Source organism: bacterium (assembly GCA_004322275.1).
GTDB lineage: Bacteria > Desulfobacterota > Deferrisomatia > Deferrisomatales > BM512 > SCTA01.
In genome coordinates, this window is sequence record SCTA01000032.1 from 1 (window position 1) to 19,340 (window position 19,340).

General features: G+C 59.2%; 14 protein-coding genes. 10 read left to right on the forward strand and 4 right to left on the reverse strand.

All coding sequences use genetic code 11. The annotated features are described in order from the left end of the window. The 4 genes from EPN96_09285 to EPN96_09300 form a co-directional block, all read left to right on the forward strand. Positions 1 to 1,340: tetratricopeptide repeat protein (locus EPN96_09285; GenBank protein TAL16315.1), on the forward strand; the 1,340-nt coding region annotated here is incomplete at its 5' end. Between the two features lie 553 nt (positions 1,341 to 1,893). Then, positions 1,894 to 2,199: a DUF485 domain-containing protein gene (locus EPN96_09290; GenBank protein ID TAL16316.1), complete on the forward strand. Its 306-nt coding sequence runs from the start codon at positions 1,894 to 1,896 to the stop codon at positions 2,197 to 2,199. 11 nt (positions 2,200 to 2,210) lie between these two features. Then, positions 2,211 to 3,854, forward strand: a complete 1,644-nt coding sequence (gene actP / locus EPN96_09295; protein ID TAL16317.1) for a cation/acetate symporter ActP — start codon at positions 2,211 to 2,213, stop codon at positions 3,852 to 3,854. 95 nt (positions 3,855 to 3,949) lie between these two features. Then, entirely contained in the window at positions 3,950 to 5,392 is a 1,443-nt protein-coding gene (locus EPN96_09300) for a CBS domain-containing protein (GenBank protein TAL16318.1), read from the forward strand. Positions 5,393 to 5,571: 179 nt separating this feature from the next. Here the strand turns inward: EPN96_09300 and EPN96_09305 are convergent, their stop codons facing one another. Together EPN96_09305 and EPN96_09310 are read right to left on the reverse strand one after the other, a co-directional pair. Further along, positions 5,572 to 6,453 (reverse strand): universal stress protein, encoded by an 882-nt coding sequence (locus tag EPN96_09305; GenBank protein ID TAL16319.1) that lies wholly within the window; start codon positions 6,451 to 6,453, stop codon positions 5,572 to 5,574. Positions 6,454 to 6,464: 11 nt separating this feature from the next. Continuing rightward, positions 6,465 to 7,895 carry a sodium:proton antiporter gene (locus EPN96_09310; protein TAL16320.1) on the reverse strand — a complete coding sequence of 477 codons (1,431 nt, stop codon included), beginning with the start codon at positions 7,893 to 7,895 and terminating at the stop codon, positions 6,465 to 6,467. 236 nt (positions 7,896 to 8,131) lie between these two features. On the opposite strand from EPN96_09310, the gene gnd reads away from it, so the two are divergent. Genes gnd through pgl form a run of 3 tightly spaced genes read left to right on the forward strand, consistent with a single transcriptional unit; the run spans position 8,132 to position 11,344 of the window. After that, the gene (gnd, locus tag EPN96_09315) at positions 8,132 to 9,040 is read left to right on the forward strand and encodes a decarboxylating 6-phosphogluconate dehydrogenase (GenBank protein ID TAL16321.1); all 909 of its coding nucleotides are present in this window, start codon (positions 8,132 to 8,134) and stop codon (positions 9,038 to 9,040) included. 4 nt (positions 9,041 to 9,044) lie between these two features. Then, the gene (zwf, locus tag EPN96_09320) at positions 9,045 to 10,613 is read left to right on the forward strand and encodes a glucose-6-phosphate dehydrogenase (protein ID TAL16322.1); all 1,569 of its coding nucleotides are present in this window, start codon (positions 9,045 to 9,047) and stop codon (positions 10,611 to 10,613) included. After that, positions 10,598 to 11,344, forward strand: coding sequence for a 6-phosphogluconolactonase (gene pgl / locus EPN96_09325; protein ID TAL16323.1), 747 nt, complete (start codon positions 10,598 to 10,600; stop codon positions 11,342 to 11,344). The genes zwf and pgl overlap by 16 nt, the downstream gene beginning before the upstream one ends. 75 nt (positions 11,345 to 11,419) lie before the next feature. On the opposite strand, the gene EPN96_09330 is transcribed toward pgl, so the two are convergent. Then, the gene (locus EPN96_09330) at positions 11,420 to 12,298 is read right to left on the reverse strand and encodes a 2-oxoacid ferredoxin oxidoreductase (GenBank protein TAL16324.1); all 879 of its coding nucleotides are present in this window, start codon (positions 12,296 to 12,298) and stop codon (positions 11,420 to 11,422) included. Next, a complete protein-coding gene (locus tag EPN96_09335; GenBank protein TAL16325.1) occupies positions 12,298 to 14,001 on the reverse strand; it encodes a 2-oxoacid:acceptor oxidoreductase subunit alpha in 1,704 nt (567 codons plus the stop codon). The genes EPN96_09330 and EPN96_09335 overlap by 1 nt, the downstream gene beginning before the upstream one ends. Before the next feature lie 187 nt (positions 14,002 to 14,188). Here EPN96_09335 and EPN96_09340 point away from each other — a divergent pair, with 187 nt between their 5' ends. The 3 genes from EPN96_09340 to EPN96_09350 all read left to right on the forward strand — a co-directional run bounded on the left by EPN96_09340 (position 14,189) and on the right by EPN96_09350 (position 19,276). Further along, positions 14,189 to 14,515: a hypothetical protein gene (locus EPN96_09340; GenBank protein ID TAL16326.1), complete on the forward strand. Its 327-nt coding sequence runs from the start codon at positions 14,189 to 14,191 to the stop codon at positions 14,513 to 14,515. Positions 14,516 to 14,682: 167 nt separating this feature from the next. After that, the gene (locus EPN96_09345; protein TAL16327.1) at positions 14,683 to 15,315 is read left to right on the forward strand and encodes a response regulator transcription factor; all 633 of its coding nucleotides are present in this window, start codon (positions 14,683 to 14,685) and stop codon (positions 15,313 to 15,315) included. Positions 15,316 to 15,583: 268 nt separating this feature from the next. Next, positions 15,584 to 19,276 (forward strand): hypothetical protein, encoded by a 3,693-nt coding sequence (locus tag EPN96_09350; GenBank protein TAL16328.1) that lies wholly within the window; start codon positions 15,584 to 15,586, stop codon positions 19,274 to 19,276. The last annotated feature ends 64 nt before the right edge of the window (positions 19,277 to 19,340 follow it).

Sequence of the window (19,340 nt, forward strand, 5' to 3'; positions counted from 1 at the left end):
CGTTTCAGAAACAGGGCAGGTACGAGGAAGCTGAAGCCCTTTACCGGCAGACGGCGGCGCGTTGGCCCGATAACGCCGTGACCTACAACGGACTGGCGGACACCCTGCAGAAGCAGGGCAAGTACGAGGAAGCGGAAGCCCTTTACCGGCAGGCGTCGGCGCGTTGGCCCGATAATGCCGTGGCCCGAAACGGACTGGCGAACACCCTCCAGAAACAGGGCAGGTGGGAGGAAGCGGAAGCCCTTTACCTGCAGACGGCGTCACGTTGGCCCGATAACGTCGTGGCTCAATGCGGTTTGGCGGATACCCTCCAGAAGCAGGGCAGGTACGAGGAATCGGAAGCCCTTTACCGGCAGACGGCGGTGCGTTGGCCCAATGAGGTTGTAGCCCAAAATGGCTTGGCAGACACCCTACAGAAGCAGGGCAGGTTGGAGGAAGCGGAAGTTTTTTATCGGCAGATAGCGGCGCGTTGGCCCGATAATGCCGTGCCCCACGCCGGACTGGCGGACACCCTCCAGAAACAGGGCAGGTGGGAGGAAGCTGAAGTCCTCTACCGGCAGGCTGCGGCGCGTTGGCCCGATAATGCCGTGCCCCATAACGGACTGGCGGACACTCTCCAGAAACAGGGCAGGTGGGAGGAAGCTGAAGTCCTCTACCGGCAGGCTGCGGCGCGTTGGCCCGATAATGCCGTGCCCCACGCCGGACTGGCGGACACTCTCCAGAAACAGGGCAAGCTGGAGGAAGCGGAAGCCCTCTACCGGCAGACGGCGGCGCGCTGGCCCAGAGACAGGATACCTCGCCACGGCCTTGCAAATCTTTTGCGCAAGCGAAGGCGTTTTAACGAAGTGCTGGATCTGGTCCCGGTGCCTTCCTCGCTGCTTTCAGTGAATGATTTCTACGATCTTCACCTGCTTGGCATGATTGCCTTGGATAAAAAGGAATTCGCGCGGGCTGAAGAGATTTTCAGCAGTGGCCTACAGGCGGCGAAACGCCCTAAGGACAGGGAAATTTTCCAGAATGCCATGGGGCTTTTGAAGCTCCGGGAAAGGGACTATGAGGGCGCTCTTCGCATTCTGGAAGACAATCCCCGTGACGCGGGGCAGGAGTTGAAGGTCCTTCGCCTTCATGCGATTGCAGGCTGCCAGCAGGAGAAGGGGGCGCGGGAACTGGCGGTCCAGTTGCACCGGACGGTAATCGCGCTCCATTCCGGCGTGAAAAAAACGCTTCAACTCATCGAGACCGCTTACGGGCTATCCTCCTCCAGCGGCCTTATTCAGCCCACTGAACACCAACTGGATCAGATCATCGAGGAAGAAATAGAGATGCTCCTCGCTGCGTAAGCCGCATTTAAAATCAAGTTTAAGAAAAGGGCGCGGATTTCGCGCCATGATACAAAAGTATAGGAGGCGGGATAGGTCATGAAACCTATCCCGCCTTTTGTTTTTCCCCCGCTGGAATTCTTTAAAACCTTGCCAAAACCGTTTGGCGTGGCAAACTTGAGAATGAATTCACAATTAATACGATTCCGGGTTGGCGAGAAAATTACGTTTTATGAGTGTTAATCTAAAAAAAGCCCGGAAAATAAGGGAAATAAAGCGCATTAGTCTTTTTGGCAGAACGTGGATGAAAAACATCTTGACCAAAACGAGACAACGTTTTATATTTGTCTCTAGATAGGCAAAGATAATGGCCCGATTCTCCCGCCGTTCCCGCCCCTGACCAGAGCCCGTGGGCCGGGGAGAGCGGAGGGAAATAAGGGCCAGCCCTTGGACATGAAAGGAGGTTTTAAAAGATTTTTTGGGCCGACGTTGTTGCCTTGGAACACGAACATCATAAATTTTGTCTTTATTCAATCGGACGTAATATCACGGGCACTGATTATGGGAGGCTGAAATGGCCAAAAAATCAACACATGAGTTGCTGGAATCCCCCGATTTCAAGCGGCTTGTCGCCAAAAGATGGTCCGTATCCATCATTCTTACAATAGCCCTGTTCATCATTTATTACGGGTATATCGCCCTCATCGGCTGGAACAAGGCATTCCTCTCCACGAAGATCGGCGAAGTCACTCCCATCGGCATCCCGCTGGGCGTGGCGGTTATCGTTTTCTCGTGGATACTCACGGTCATTTACGTCGTTTGGGCCAACAAGGTCTATGACCCTGAAGTCCAGCGTCTTAAAGACCAGCTGCTTAAGTAAGGAGGATCGATATGCCTACAGGAATCCAGACTTCGATTGGCGAGCCAACCGGGTCAGCGATATTTTTCTTTTTCATAGTCGTCGCGGCCACCCTCTACGTCACATACGTAGCCGCCAAAAAGACCAAGACTGCGAGCGAGTTCTACGCCGCCGGCCGTTCGGTCAGCGCCCTTCAGAACGGCTTCGCGCTTTCCGGCGACTACATGTCCGCCGCGTCCTTTCTCGGCATAGCCGGCCTCGTCGCCCTCAAGGGTTACGACGGCATGATCTACGCCACAGGCTGGCTGGTCGGCTGGCCCGCCCTCATGTTCCTCATCGCGGAACCGCTTCGTAACCTCGGCAAGTTCACCTTCGCCGACGTTCTCTCCTTCCGCCTCAAACAGCGGCCCGTCCGCATAGCCACCGCCATCGGCGGCATTCTTACCGTTCTTTTTTACACCATCGCCCAGATGGTCGGCTCCGGCAACCTGATCAAGCTGATGTTCGGCATCCCCTACGAAGTCGCCGAAATCATCGTCGGCTGCGTCATGCTGATGTACGTTCTCTTCGGCGGCATGCTCGCGACCACGTGGGTCCAGATCATCAAGGCCTGCCTGCTTCTCTTCGGCGTCTCGATCATGACCGTTCTCGTTCTCTCCAAGTTCGGTTTCAACCCCGGCAACCTCTACATGGAAGTCGCCAAGCAGTACGGTCAGTCCGCCCTCGAACCCGGCGGTCTCGTCAAGGACCCGATCGACGCGATATCGCTGGGCCTCGCGCTGATGCTGGGTCTCCTCGGCCTCCCGCACATCCTCATGCGCTTTTTCACGGTTCCCGACGCGAAGGCCGCCCGCATATCCGTTCTTTACGCGACCGGCTTCATCGGTTATTTCTACTGCATAATCCCCATCGTCGGCTTCGGCGCTTCCGCTCTTATCAAGGCCACCAACCCCGACGGCACCCCGATGCTGGGCCGCGCAGTCATCACCGCTATCGACAAGGGCGGCAACATGGCCGCTCCCATGCTCGCGGAACTCCTCGGCGGCACGCCCTTCCTGGGCTTTATCGCCGCCGTCGCGTTCGCAACGATCCTCGCGGTCGTCGCGGGCCTCACCCTGGCCGGAGCCTCCGCCTTCTCGCATGACATCTACGTCAGCGTCATCAAGCAGGGCCATGCAACCGAAGCAGAGCAGATGAAGATGGCGAAGAGAGCCACGATGGTTTTCGGCGTAGCCGGCATCCTTCTGGGCATCCTCTTCAAGGGCCAGAACGTCGCCTTCATGGTCGGCCTCGCGTTCGCGATAGCCTGTTCCGCGAACTTCCCGGCCCTCATCATGTCGATTCTGTGGAAGAAGTTCACCACCGCAGGCGCGGTCTCCGCGGTTCTCGTCGGCACCTTCCTCTCCGTCGGGCTGATTTTCGCCAGCTCCACGGTTTGGGGCGACGTCTTCAAGTTCACGCTCCCCGGCGCCGACGGCAAGCCCGTTTCCGTCAGCCTCTTCGGCTGGCTGGCCAACGATCCCAAGGTCTGGACGATGAAGAACCCCGCGATCATCTCCATGACCGCTTCCTTCCTCGTCGGCTGGGTTGTCTCCCTGATGACCAGCGAGCCCAGCGCGGAAGAAGCTTTTGAAGACGAGAAGCTTCGCACCTACCTCGGAATCGGCGCCGAGTAATTATCAGGGCTTCGGCCTTGGCACCGGTTAACTTTTAGTTGAAAAGGGCGTACTATCCGGTACGCCCTTTTCTTTTCCTTTCAAAAAGTGAGTTCATGGAACAAGGAAACGTCTTCTTTATAAAGGCCCGGGAGTTTTGCCAGAAGCGGATGCAGACCGCCGTTCTGGAAGACACCGCGGCAATGGTCGCTCAAAAGATGGTCGACCAGAACGTCTCAAGCCTGGTGGTCGTCTCGGACGAAAAACCGGTTGGAATAATCACCGACAAGGACCTGCGGAACAAGGTCATACTGGTGGGAGCCGACGCGAGAGAGATAACCGCCGAGAACGTCATGAGCTCTCCTCTCGTCTTTGTAGAGGAAGACGACGACCTTTTCGAGGCCGTCTACAAGATGAGCAAGCACAAGATCCACAGGATCGCGGTGGTCGATCCCGGCGGAAGACTGTGCGGCATCATTACGGATTCGGATATCCTGCGCCTTCAGGCCAACACCCCCCAGTTCCTGATACGGGACATCGAGCACGCCCAGTCCATCGATGACCTGAAGAAGATTTTAAAGGAGATAACCATGCTGGTCATCTCCCTCCACAAGACCGGCGTAAAAACTCCCGACATAGTCAGGCTCATCGCCCACATGAACGACTCCCTTCTTCTTCGCATAATAAAGATTCTGAAAAGAGAGAGGTTCAGAAACCTGCCTGGAGGGTTCGCCTTCGTAGCTCTGGGCAGCGAAGGCAGGATGGAGCAGACCCTGAAGACCGATCAGGACAACGCGATAATCTACGCGGACGATCTGACCGTGGCCCAGGTCTCGGAGATAGCCTCCTTTTCAAACGAACTCGTGGATTCTCTTATAGAGGTGGGCGTTCCGCCCTGTCCCGGCGGGACGATGGCGAAAAACCCTCCCTGGAGAAGGAGCCTCGGCGAGTGGAAATCCGTCGTCGACAAATGGATAGCCGTCCCGAGCCACGACAGCATCCTCCATTACAGCATGTTTTCGGACGTTCGCACCGTCTACGGAGATCCGAATCTCGAATTTAGGATCAAGGAACACATAATCAGGCGGGGAAGCGAAAACGCCATCTTTCTCGCGCACATGGCCAAGAACGTCGTCAATTTCGAGCCGCCCCTCGGCATCTTCGGCAAGCTCAAACTGAAAAAGGAAGGGGAGCACAAGGGGCTTTTGGACGTAAAGAGCGGCGGAATATTTCCCATAAGCGACGGAATCAAGGTTCTGGCCCTTGAGGGGGGATTTCTGACCGGCGGGACGCGGGAAAAGATAGACCTGCTCTGCCAGAGCGGCTCTCTGTCACGCGGCGACGGAGCCGATCTCCTCACGAGTTTCAACTTCTTTTCGACGGTGCGTCTCCGAAGCCAGATAAGCGAGATAGAGGCTGGAAAGCCTCCCTCCAACTTCATAAACCTTGACGAACTCAACAACATCGAAAAAATGAGCCTGAAAATCGGCTTCGAGGCAGTCAAATCTTTTCAGAATCTGCTTAAATTGCGCTTTAGGCTGGACTTTATCTCCGACTGATCACACCTCCCGTCATTCTCGCGCAACGCGCGGGAATCCAGAAAATATGAGCAAAAACTCATATTCTCTGGATTCCCGACCTTTCGGTCGAGAATGACGGGGGGAATAGATTTCCGCCTGCGTGGGAATGACGGGAAGGTGTGGTGCGTTACGCTGTTTGCGTGGCTAACACACCATTACTAATTCTCTCCGCCAAGCGGCACAAACAGCGCCGGAATATTAGTCTCTTCGGCTATTTTCGTGGAGACGGAGCCGGTAAAATACTCCTCGAAGGTGCGCTTCCCCCTGGACCCGGCTATTATCAGCGTAACGCCGCGCTCGCGGGCGAAGCGAAGTATTTCCGTTGCCGCGTCGCCGTAGAGAAGGTGCGATTCGACGTCGAAGCCTTTGGCGCGAAGTCCTTTTTCGGCGGTTTCCAGCGGCTCCCTGCACTCGGCCTCGCACACCGGCTCCCCGCTCTTCGAGACAGCGTCAAAGTCGCAATCCTCGATGACGTGAAGCAGCGAAACCCTGCCCGCCGCCTCCTGTAATCCCTCCATGAAATCAAGCGCCTCGCCCGCATGGGGCGAGAAATCCGTCGCCAGGAGTATATGGCCGAGGAGAGGCTCTTCTCCCTCCTCGCAGTTTTCGGGTGAAACGAGGAAGAGAACCGGAACGGGAGAATCGCGGAGAATACCGAACTCCGTGCCGGAGGGTATAAGCGAGTCGAGCGCGCCGAGGTGCCTGCCGACAGCGATAACGTCCGCCTCCTCGCGCGAAGCGACCTCGATTATCCTGGGTTCGGGATTTCCTATCTCCACTACCGCCTTCCATTTGAGCCCCCTGGCTTCCAGTTCCTTTCCCCAGTCCTCGAATTTCAGGTTCGCCTTCAGTTTCAGTTCCTTCGCAAGCTCCTTGTCGAAGCCGCCGTAGGGGACGAAACCCACCTCGTCGCGGTCTACCACATATAAAAAGACCACCTCCCGAAGCCCCGCTACCGTGAGCGGCAGGAGCTTTTCGAGGGAAGAGTAGTCAAGGCTTTCAAACTGGGTGGGGAAGAGCAGTTTCCGCAGGGGTCTCATCTTTGTTTCTCCTACATAAAGAAGATGAAAGTGACGAGAGCGAAGGAGGGTATCAGTATCGGCAGGGAGAATTTGAAGATGTACCCGAAGAAGCTCGGCATCTCCACTCCCGTTTCCTCCGCTATCGAGCGGACCATGAAGTTGGGGGCGTTTCCGATGTAGGAATTCGCGCCCATGAAGACCGCGCCCGCCGAAATCGCCTTCAGGTAGACTCCGTTGTCGCGAATGAGGGCGGTTATGGCTTCGCGCTCGGCCATGCCGGGAAAGAAATTACCCAGTTCGGTGTTCAAAAAGACCAGGTAGGTCGGCGCGTTGTCCAGAAAGCTGGAGAGCGCCCCCGAAGCCCAGAAGAAGTGCGCCGGAGACTTGACCGCCTCGACGATGAAGGCCATCTCGCCCTTGGTTCCCGCCTTCAGAATCAGTATGACCGGTATCATCGTGACGAAGATGCCCGCGAAGAGTATCGCCACCTCGATTATCGGCGCCCAGCTGAATTCGTTTCTTGTCCTTATGCTGCGATTCGTCGTCTTCAGGGAGGCGAATCCGAGGCCGATGAGGAGCGCGTCGCGCAGAAGGTCCGCCACCGGGCGGTGAACGCCGAAGATGTTTACCTCCCCAAGATGCCAGATACCGCTGACCAGCACGGCTCCGACAATGCCGAGAAGAAAAAGAACGTTGTGGAGTCCCTCGATGCGAAGCGGTATGGAGCAGCTCACCGGAGGGGCGGTTTCCTTTTTGTAATAGTAGCTGTCGGTAAAGAAGAAGGCCGCGAGAAGGATCAGGGAAACGGTGAGCATCAGCGGCAGAAGCGCCAGAGTCCAGAAGAAGGGCACCCCGTGGAGGAAACCCAGGAAGAGCGGCGGGTCGCCGAGCGGGGTCAGGGAACCGCCCACGTTGCAGACGAGAAAGATGAAAAAGACGACCTGCCAGGCTTTTCGCTTCCTCCAGGAGTTAGCCCGGAGGAAGGGGCGTATCAGCAGCATCGCCGCGCCCGTCGTGCCGATTAAGGAAGCCAGGAAGGTGCCGAGAAGGAGCATCGTGGTGTTGACAACCGGTGTTCCGGCGAGGCTTCCGCTGACCAGAATTCCCCCCGAGACGCAAAAGAGCGCCCAGAGGAGGATTATAAAGGGCACGTAGTCCGCGAGGTAGACGTGGATAACCTCGTAAAGGCCGCTGCCGCCGTAAGAGGCCAGGAAGGGGATGACCAGCGCGAGTCCCCAGAACGCCGTCACCTTGCCGAAATGGTGATGCCAGAAGCGGGGGGCCAGAAGGGGAAAGAGCGCGATGGAGAGAAGTATTCCCGCGAAGGGGACGCCGCTGAAGAGCGGAAGCACCTCGCCGAGCCCTCCACCCTCCGAGCCGGACGCCGAAGCCAGGGCGGGCAGGAAAAGAATCCAGAGGGCTGTTAGCGGGAGGCGGCTTTTGGGTAAGCGGTGTTGCATAATTGTCATTCCTCGATCAAAAACTTACGAAATTGCTCTCTCGAAGCTGAAAAACCGGACGTTTCCCATGACCATGCAATACAGGCTCCCAAAATACCCCAAAAAGAACTTGTGCGCAGCTAAACAAAAAACTCCGGGGGAGTATAATTCCAGCCATGCAAAGTCGCGTAGCGAAAAACAGCCAAAGACAGCCGGAGTCAGCAGGGAAACCATAATCCGTTAAAGGGAGAGCCAAATTGGAAATCGGCATCGCGGGTCTTGGCAGGATGGGCGGAGGGATAGCAGGGCGTCTTCTGGGGCGGGGCCACAGGGTGACCGGCTACGACGCGAGCGCTGACGCTGTTAGGGGGGCGGCGGCCAAGGGCGCGGCTGCGGCCCGGAGCCTTGCCGAATTGGTGAATACACTCGCCCCGCCGAGGGCGGTCTGGCTTATGCTTCCCGCAGGGGCTCCCACCGGCGAGACCATTGAAAAGCTCTCGGCCCTTCTTGCCCCCGGGGACCTCATAATCGACGGGGGAAACAGCCATTACAGGGATTCAATGCAAAGGGCGAAGGAACTGGCGGAAAAAGAGATTCTCTTCGTGGACGTGGGCGTCAGCGGAGGGGTGTGGGGGCTTGAAAACGGCTACAGCCTCATGGCGGGAGGAGAAAAAAGCGCCATCGACAGGATTGCACCCGTGCTTCGCGACCTCGCGCCCGCGCCGGACAAAGGCTGGGGCCACGTCGGGCCCGCCGGGGCGGGCCATTTCGTAAAGATGGTCCACAACGGCATCGAATACGGGCTGATGCAGGCCTACGCCGAAGGGTTCAACCTCCTTTTCGCCAAAAAAGAATTCGACTTCGACCTCGAAGAGGTGGCTAATATCTGGCGGCACGGCACGGTAATACGTTCGTGGCTGCTGGATCTTACGGCGGAGGCGCTGGGGGGAAATCCCACCCTTTCCGGCGTCTCGCCCAAGGTGTCCGATTCCGGCGAGGGGCGCTGGACCGTCGCCGAGGCTGCTGAACTCGGGGTTCCCGTTCCCGTAATCTCCGCCTCCCTCATGCAGAGATTCGCTTCCGGGGACGGGGAGAATTTTGGAAACAGGCTCCTCTCCGCGCTTCGCCACGAGTTCGGCGGGCACAAGTACAAGAGCGGGGAGTGAAACCTTGGAAGACGCGCTTCGCCTTCTGGCCGAACTCCGCGAGGTCCACTGCGTCGAGACCAGGCCCGAGAACTGCGGAATAGTCATTTTCGGAGGGTCGGGCGATCTCGCGAACAGAAAGCTCCTCCCCTCCCTTTATCGCCTCTTCTGCCGGGGGCTGATGCCGGAGGATTTTTACGTAGCCGGGGTTTTGAGCTACGGCGACAGCCCGAAAAACGACGATTCTTTCCGCGAAAGCCTCAGAAAGCTCCTCGCCTTCGGTGAAGGATCCTGCGAGGAAAAGCTCGCCGCCTTTACCGAACGCTGCTACTACGCGCCGGGCGATTACCGCGACCCCGACCTTTTCTGGACTCTGGCGGGGAGGCTTGGCGGCCTCGACGGGGCGCACAAGACCGGCAACAGAAGGTTCTATTATCTCGCCGTCCCTCCGGCTTTACAGGAGCCGATAATCGCCCAGATGGGCGAAACGGGCCTGACTATGGAAGCGGAGGACAACTCGAACTGGAAGCGGGTCGTGGTTGAAAAACCCTTCGGCAGAGACCTGGAGAGCGCGATAGCCCTCAGCGCGAAGCTTCAGAGCTACCTTCTGGAACGGCAGATTTACCGGATAGACCACTACCTTGGCAAAGAGACCGTGCAGAACATCCTGATGCTGCGCTTCGCGAACGCGATCTTCGAGCCTGTCTGGAACCGGAACCATGTGGACCACGTCCAGATAACCGCCGCCGAAGCGCTGGGTGTAGAGCACCGGGGGAGTTATTACGACGACGCGGGGTGCCTCCGGGACATGTTCCAGAACCATATGTTCCAACTTCTGTCTCTGGTCGCGATGGAGCCGCCCCCCCACTTTCGGGCCGACCGCTACCGGGACGAAAAGGTAAAGCTTACCCAGAGCATAAGACCCTTTCCCAAAGAACCCGCCCTCCTTCGCAAGCAGATCGTTCGGGGGCAGTACGAGGCGGGCGAGGTGGAGGGAGAGAGGGTGAGGGGCTACAGGGAGGAGGAGGGCGTAGCGCCGGATTCGGAGACCGAAACCTACGTCGCCATGAAGCTTCTTATCGACAACTGGCGCTGGGCGGGCGTCCCGTTCTACCTCCGCTCGGGCAAGCGGCTTAAAAGAAAACTGAGCGAGATAGCGGTGATCTTCAAGCCCGTTCCCCACTCGCTTTTCAAAGAGGAGGACGAAGGCGGCCTTTCCCCGAACGTCCTCGTCCTCGGAGTGCAGCCGAAGGAGGGGATTTCCCTCACCATCGAGGCCAAGCGCCCCGGCCCTAAATTCTGCATGGGGTCGCTCACTCTGAATTTCGACTACCGCTCGGTTTTCGGCGAAGAGCCTCCGGAGGCTTACGAAAGGCTCCTCCTCGACGTAATGCTCGGGGACCAGACTCTCTTCGTCAGGAGCGACGGCATAGAATCGGCATGGTCCATCCTCACCGGCCTTCTCGACACCTGGAAGGCCAGCGACGCCGGCACAAAGGAGTGCAGTCTCAGAACTTACCCGGCGGGGTCGGGCGGCCCCGATGCGGCGGACGTGCTTCTGGGGAGAGACGGCAGGGTATGGCGAAGTTTCTGAGAACCGTAAGACGCTTTCCCACGAATAAACGGTTCGTCTTTGCGGCGGCGGATTTCATAACCGGGAGAGCGGCGCGAAGCGTCTCCGAAAGGGGAAGGTTTCTTCTGGTCCTCGCCGGAGGGAACACGCCCCGGCTGCTCTACGAATATCTCGCCAAAAAAGAGAGGGTTGAAGCTTTTCCCTGGGCCAAGACCCACGTTTTCTGGGCGGACGAAAGGCTGACGCCGCGCGGCGGCCCCGCCGCCAACGCCGGAATGGCTGAAAGGCTGCTTCTCTCGAAGGTTCCCATACCCGAGGGGAACATCCACCGCCCTCCGGTTGACGCGCCCTCGCCGGAAGCGGCGGCGAAACTCTGGGAAGAAGAACTCGCCGGTTTTTTCGGCGGCTTTCCGGTCTTCGACCTCGTCCTTCTCGGCGTGGGTAGCGACGGCCACACCGCCTCGCTTTTCCCCGGCCATCCGGCGCTGGGCGAAACCAAAAGGTGGGCTCTGCCGGTGAGCTATCCTCTCGCGAATCCCCCCGTGGACCGCGTCACCCTGACCCTTCCGGTTATTAACCGCGCGCGGTGCGTCCTTTTTCTCTGCGGGAGGGAGAAGGAGGGGATTGTCCGGGAAATAGAAAAGGACCGTGGAACCGTAGAGAGTCCGTTCCCCGCGGCGAGGGTACTGCCCGCCGGAGAACTCTATTTCTTTGTCTCAGGCGAAGAGATGACACAACCAGGAGGCTTTTGATAAACGTCGAGAGCCGTAGGGTGTGTTAGCCGCGAAGCGGCGTAACGCACCACAAACCTCCGGGCTCGCCGCAGTTTAAACGCTTCCCGGCGGCCTCTTGCAGAAGGGGGCCAGCACCTCCCTCAGCGTCTTTTCGTCCGGCGGCTCCAGCCCGGTCAGCGGCACGTTATTCATCAGCCTGTGAAAAGCTTCGCCGAAGACGGGCTTTTGCGGGGAGCGGTAGAGGACGCCTGTGTAAAACCTTTCGTTCTCACCGATAGCGCGCAGCGCTCCGAAGCGGTCGGAGGAGTCGTAACCGGCGGGGAGGGGAACGGCCTTTTCCCGGTACCAGTCCAGCGGTTTCTTCCCCCAGGTTATGCAGGGCTGAATCACGTCGATGAGGGAGAGCCCCCGGTGGCGGACGCCCTCCGCTATAAGTCCCCGAAGCTGTTCCGGGTCGCCCGCGAAGCCCCTTGCGACAAAGCCGCACCCCTGAATCACCGCGATTTCGAGCACCTTTAGGGGCGGCATCGGAACCCCTTTTGGGTGGAGGCTCCGTATCTCGCCAAGCGGCGTCGTCGGCGAGGCCTGCCCCTTGGTCAGGGCGTAAAAGCTGTTGTTGTGGACGATGAGGGTGAGATTCGGGTTCCGCCTGAGGGTGTGTATGAAGTGGTTGCCCCCCTCGCCGTAGCAGTCGCCCTCGCCGGTGGTTACGAGGGTGGTGAGGCGCGGATTGGCGGCCAGAATACCCAGAGCTACGGGCAGCGCGCGCCCGTGAAGGCCGTTGAAGAAGTTGCATTCGAGGTAATGGGGGAGCTTGGCGGCCTGCCCGATGCCCGAGACCAGGCACACCTCGTGCGGCGAAAGATCGAGATCGACGAGGGCGCTCTTGACCGCCTTGAGTATCAGATGGTTGGGGCAGCCGGGGCACCACTGTATTTCGGCGCCGCTCTTGTACTCTTCAAGGGTAGCCATCAGCCGTTCCCTCCTTTTGGTCCCGGCGAGAGGACTTTACCGGCTATAAACGCTCCGTCCATCGGCAGGCCGTCGGCGCGGTGGACGAAACCGTCGAAGGAAACCCCGTATTCGCCCGCCAGCAGCCTTTCCAGTTGCCCGGTAGAGTTGGATTCCACGCAAAGGAGCCGGACTTTCGCCGGAAAATCATAGGGGGGAAGGGGCCATAGTTCCGTAAAATGGAGGCTGGCCGCAATCACTCCCTTATCCGCCAGAAGCTCCAGCGCCTCCAGCACGCTGTTTTTCGTCGAGCCCCAGCTTACCAGAACCGTTCCGGCGTCCTTCGGCCCCGACCACTCGGGCGGCGTCATTTCCGCCCTCATCGCTTCCAGTTTCCTGAGCCGTTTTGCCGCCATCGAGGGGGCGGTACCGGCGAGGTCTTCGGTGATATGGCCCGCCTCGTCGTGCTCGTCGCTGTCCACGCACACCAGGTGCTTGCTCTGGCCGGGGAAAAGGCGGGGAGAGATTCCGCTTTCGGTAAACCTGTAGCGAAGATAGGGAGTTTCGACCGCTTCCGGGTCGGCGACATCCCTGCCGGGATTTTTTTTCAGGAACTCCGTGTCGGAAAGGGAGAAGCGCGAATCGGCCAGAAACTGGTCGGTGAGGATTATTACCGGGGTCTGGAACTTTTCCGCGAGGTAAAAGGCTCGCACCGCCTTCTCAAAAGCGTCCTTTGCGTCGCAGGGTGCGAGAACGGCCTTCGGAAACTCTCCGTGGCCGGAGTTAATCGCGAAGAGAAGGTCTCCCTGGGCGGTCCTCGTCGGCAGGCCGGTGGCGGGGCCGGGCCTTTGGGCGACGACAATGACCACCGGGGTTTCCGTCATCCCGGCAAGGCTCACTCCCTCGTTCATCAGGGCGAAACCGCCGCCGGAGGTGGCCGTCATGGCGCGAAGCCCGGCGTAACTCGCCCCTATGGCCATGTTGATGGCGCTTATCTCATCCTCCGCCTGCTCGACGAAGATGCCGAGCGCTTCCTGACGCTCCGCCATGAAGGTGATGATCGTGGTCGAGGGGCTCATGGGGTAGGCGCAGATGAAACGGCAGCCCGCCCACGCCGCTCCGAGGGAGAGCGCTTCGTGGCCGGTGAGGAGGCAGGCGTTTCCCCCGAGGCAGGGAAGGGGGGCCGAAGAAGCTTCGCTTCGCCTTCCTTTCCCGAGGTCGTAACCTCTTTTCGCCGCTTCGAGGTTGTTGGATATGACCGCCGCTTCCTTGCCCTTGAAATTTTTTTCTATGTTTTCAAGGAGAGGCGCAAGGCTCACTCCAAGAAGTCCCGCAAGAGTCCCCGCGGCGATGGAATTCGCGTAAATCCGGTTTCCGAACCACTCCCTCGCCAGCGCTGAAAACCTCACGTTTATAGCCCCCGGCTCCTCTTCCCCTAGGCCTTCGTAGAGCAAAACACCGCCGGGCCGGAGTCTGCCTCTGTAATGGGCGAGGGCCTTTTCATTTAGCGCGAGGAGAATGTCGGCCTCGAATTTCGGGGCGTTTATCGCGTTATCCGAGATGCGGAGGGTAAAGCTGGACTGCCCTCCCCTTATGCGGGACTCAAACTCCTGCCACGAAAAGATGCCGTAGCCGCAGGCCGACAGGGTATCGGAAAAAACCTCTCCTATGGACTGGATGCCCTCTCCTGCCGCCCCGGCTATGATTACGTTCTGGTCCCGCATCTGACAAGCTCCTCTTCATCGTTTGCCTCCCGGAAATTATAACCCCCGCTTTTTGATTCGCCATCAGGCGCGAAATTTAACCAAAATCCTGTTTTTTTTGACTGCCGGAAATTTTGGATTACTTTTTTTAATGCAATCATTGGAGCAACACATAACGCAACGTTAAAACCTTAAAAGGAGAACGATCATGGCGAGCAGGATGGAAAACTGGAGCATCGGCGACTACCTCAAACACTTCGAGAAGGAGGTCGACCTGGCGGCGGAAGAACGTTTCAAGGTCAAGTTCAAGGCCCTCGCTCACGAACTCGAAGAACTGGACAGCGAATTTCTGAAGGAAACCAAGGGATGCAGCAAGGAACTCGATCCGGTCTTCGACCAGCTCCACTCTCTGGCGGGAAGGCTGCGGTACTGCGAAACTCCCCGCGGTTTCGAGAAGGACTGCAATATCCTTTACGGCGACGTAGACAAGGCGATCAAGGCCGTAAGCGACTTCCGCAAGTCCTGCGCGGATTAAAAAATAAATAGGTCAGTGACCCGCGCGGTCAGTTTCAGTTACGTTTGGAAGGAGCCTTTGGGTTTTCTCGTAACGGGAAGCTGACCGCGCGGTAGTTATGCCTGGAGCGAGAGCATATTTTCGTAACGGATTTGGCAGGGAGTCACAAGTAAAATGGTTAATTCAATATGATCCGCGTTCTGATCGTAGACGACCATCCGGTGGTGATTCAGGGAATAAAACACATTCTGGCCGACGAGGCCGACATCGTCGTGGTTGACGAAGCCCATACCGGGCAGCTGGCGCTGGAAAAAGCCCGCAAGGCAGCTCTGGACGTCATTCTTCTGGATATCGGGCTGCCCGGCAGGCAGGGACTTGAAGTTCTTGCGCAGTTAAAGAGCGAGCACCCGAAGCTCCCGATCCTTATCGTAAGCATGTACCCGGAAGAGGATTACGCCCTTCGGAGCCTGAAAGCCGGGGCCTCGGGGTATCTGAACAAGGCCAGGGCTCCGGAGGATCTTATCGGGGCGATCCGCAAGGTGGCAGCCGGGAGAAAATTCATAAGCGAGGCGCTGGGGGAGCATCTGGCTTCCTACGTCGGCGGCGATACCCAAAAGCCGCCTCACGAGAGTTTGACCGACAGGGAGTTCATGGTCTTTCAGATGATAGCTTCCGGCATGACGATAACGGAGATATCCATTGAGCTGTCTCTGAGCGTCAAGACGGTGAGCACCTACCGGACCCGGCTCCTCGCCAAGATGCAGATGAAAAACAACGCCGACATCATCCACTACGGAATTACGAACAAACTTTTGCAGTAAATCCCGGATCCTGAAAGTTTCTTAGGTTTTCCGGCAAACCCGGCCCGTAAATAATCTCCTTTCGCTCCACTTCGTAGCGCTTCAATTCCCGGCCCGCTGTAGGAAAATTCCTACAGCGGGCTGAATATTCCTACACAAAAATCATCCTTCCCGGCCTTACATTTCCTGCGCGTCGCTTTACATTTAAAAACCGTGGAAGCGGAAAAAAAACCGGGAGGTGCGCTCAAAGGCCCAAGGGGGCAGCGGCCACCCGCCGGTAACAGGCAGAATGACTGCAAGGAGGAACAAGATGAACAGATTGCCAAGGTGGAGAAAGTCTATGGTCGGCTTATGCGCGGCCATGCTTTTCTCGGGCGGAATCGGGACCGTCGCACACGGGACGATAATCGATCCCGACCACTCGCAGCCGCTGCTGGACCCGGCCCTGCAGCCGCAGTTCGCAACCGCTCTTCCCAATCCCCTCATACCCGGTTTTATATTGACCAAAGACACGACTACCTTTCCGGGAGTTGACTACTACGAGGTTTCGGCCCGTCAGATAGTGCAGCAAACCGGCCTCATTGACGAAGTGACGGGACTTCCTCTCAGCACCACTTTTTGGGGCTACGGCGACGCAAGGGTCGGCGCTACCACAGGTCTGCACACCTACCCCGGCCCGACCTTCGAGATTCGTTCCGGCGTCGAATCCCGCGTCCGCTGGCTCAACGAACTTCCCGCGACCAGCCTTCTGCCCGTTGACACCACCATCGGCTGCGGCACTCCCGGCATTCCCTGCCCGCCGGTGCGCATAGTCACTCACGTCCACGGCGCGCACGTAACAGGCGACAGCGACGGCGGTCCTCTCCCTTGGTTTGGCCCCAATTTCGCACAGGTCTCCCCGTTCTGGGATCCGAATCCTTACGGCCTTCCCGGCACCTACAAATATCCCAATACCCAGGAAGCCGGAACGATCTGGTACCATGACCACGCTATGGGCACCACCCACACCAACGTTTGGGCGGGTCTTGCGGGTTTTTACCTGATACGCGACGCCAACGAAGATGCGCTACAGCTGGCGGGAACCCTGCCGGTGTACCCCTACGAAGTTCCGATCGCCATTCAGGACCGCAACTTCTACGCCGACGGCTCTCTGGCCATTCCCGACATGCCCGTCCGCGATCTTCTCAGCCCCCTTTGCGGAACCGTCATCGATCCCGTCACCGGTCTTCCCGTGGTCGATCCCGCGACCTGCCCGGTGGTTACCGATCCGGTTACCGGCCTGCCGATTCCCTCCATCACCCCGGAGCTTTTCGGCAACATCAACCTCGCCAACGGCATAGTATGGCCCAAGCTGGACGTCGAGCCCCGCGTCTATCGCCTCCGCCTTCTGAACGGCTGCGACTCCCGCGCCTATATCCTCCAGTTCAGCGATCCGGGGGTAATTTTCTACCAGATAGGAACCGATCAGGCTTTCCTCAACGCTCCCGTCGCCCTCAGCCAGATTATCCTGATGCCCGGCGAGCGCGTTGACGTGCTCGTCGATTTCAAGAACGCCGTCCCCGGCAGCCAGGTCATCTTGCAGAACGTCGGCCCCGACGCGCCCTTCATGGGACTCCCGGTCGATCCGCTGCTCGTCGCGAATCCTGCCACCACCGGCCGGATCATGGCCTTCAACGTCACCGTACCGCTTAGCGTTACGCCCGATACTACGTCACCGGCTTTAATAACTTCGCTCCGCACTACGCCGATCACGCTTCCCGTAGCGACCGCCGCCGCTCCCCGCAAACTCGCCCTCATGGAGGGGACCGACATCTACGGAAGGCTGATGCTGACCCTTAACGGCATCGAGTTCATGGCCTACCCGACCGAACTGCCGCTCCTTAACGACACGGAGATCTGGGAAGTCGCGAACACCACCCCCGACGTTCATCCGATGCATCTGCATCTGGTGCACTTTCAGGTCATAGAGAGGCAGGATTTCGATCCCCTGTCCTTCGTGCCCCCCGTGGCCGCCACGGCGGCTACGCCCTTCGTTCCCCCGAGCTGGACCCTCGTACCAGGCACAGTGGTGCCTCCTCCCGCTCAGGAAGCGGGGTTTGAGGACACCATCCAGATGTTCCCGAACACCGTCACCCGCATCATCGCCAAGTTCGACATCGCGGGTAACTACGTCTGGCATTGCCACATCCTGTCGCACGAAGAGCACGACATGATGAGACCTCTCATCGTCGTAACCCCCGCGACCGGGGTTACCGCCACCGCCAATCCCGCCGTTCCCGTAACCGCGGGCAACGCGGCGGTCACCTTTACGGCCGAGGGAACCACCAGCCTTCAGCCGACTCTCCGCTCGGCGGACGCTTTCGAGTACCAGTTCCTGGTCAACGGCGTAGTCGTCCAGCCTTATTCGATGATGCGCAATTTCATGTGGATCCCGACCGCGCCCGGCACCTTCGCGGTCGTCGCGCAGGCTCGCGCCTTCGGTTCTGTCGCCGCCTTCGAGGCCGCTTCAGCGCCCGTTAACTACACCACTAACGCCAACCTGACGGGAACCGTCATCAACCCCGCCACCGGGCTTCCGGTCTTAGGGGCTACCGTCACCGTCAATCCCGGCGCAATCACCGCTATGACAGACGCCGCGGGCGCTTTCGCTTTCGCCCTGGCCCCCGGGACCTACACCGTAACCTCCACCGCTACCGGTCTCGGAACCGCAACCGGCGCGGCCACCATCGTCGCCGGAGCCGCCACCGCCGTCAACGTTCCGCTGCCCATCACCGCCGCCGCTAACGGCGTACTTACCGGAACGATAACCGACGCCGCCACCGGTCTTCCGGTAGCCGGAGTCATCGTCACCGCCAACCCCGTTCCCGCCCCCGCCGCCGGCACCCCCGCGATTACGGCGGTCACCGACGCTAACGGCAACTATGCGATAGCCGTCCCGGCCGGCAGCTACACCATAACCGCCACGGCTCTCGGCTTTGCAACCACCACAACCGCCACGGCTACCGTCGTAACCGCCGGAGCCAACGCCGCCCCCGCCAACGTGACTCTTACCGCGGGCGCTAACGGCACCGTCACCGGCGTAATCACCGACCCCGTCACCGGGCTTCCGGTTGTCGGCGCTACCGTTACCCTTACCCCCGGCGGCTTCACCGGGATTACCGACGCGACGGGCGCCTACTCCATACAGGCTCCCGCCGGGACCTACACCGTTAGCGCCACTGCGCTCGGCTTTACCGCCGTTCCCGGCACCGCCATCGTGGCCGCCGGAGGCGCTGTCGCCGTTAACGTAACCGTTACCGCCGCCGCAAACGGCATACTTACCGGTCAGGTAATCGACGGGGCCACGGGTCTTCCCGCCGTCGGCGTCACCGTCACCGCCAACCCCGGCGGCTTCACCGCCGTAACCGGCGCCACCGGCAGTTTCTCTCTTGCCGTCCCGCCGGGAACTTACACCGTGACCACGACGGTACTCGGCTTCGGCAACGTAACCACCGCCACCCCGGTAACCGTAGCCGCTGGAGCCACCGTTCCCGCCGGCACTACCACTATTACTCCCGCCCCCAACGGAACCATCACCGGCACCGTCACCGACCCCGTAACGGGCCTGCCCGTTGCCGGCGTCACAGTTACCGCTGATCCCGGCGGTTTCACCGGTGTTTCCAATGCGGCTGGCGTATTCACGATTACCGTCCCCGCCGGAACCTTTACCGTCACCTCGGCGGCTACGGCCGCAGGTTCTCCGACGATCACCACCGGCGCTGTCGTAGGCGCGGGGGAGACGGTCACCGCCGACATCAACCTTGAAGCCGCAGTTGAAGTCGAAACCGGAGACGGTTCAGACAGCAGCAACGGCTGGTGCTTCATCTCCTCGCTTGGCTTCGGCTCGGATGAGGGTGAAGCCTCCGCTCCGATGGCGCTTGGCTTCATGGCGATGGTATTCGCCCTTGCCATGGCCCTTCGCGCCAGAGAAAGAAAGGTTTAGTAGCCTCTGTTTCACAAAGGGCGGGCCCTCAGGGGTCCGCCCTTTTTTTGCCTGAAAGGGCAAA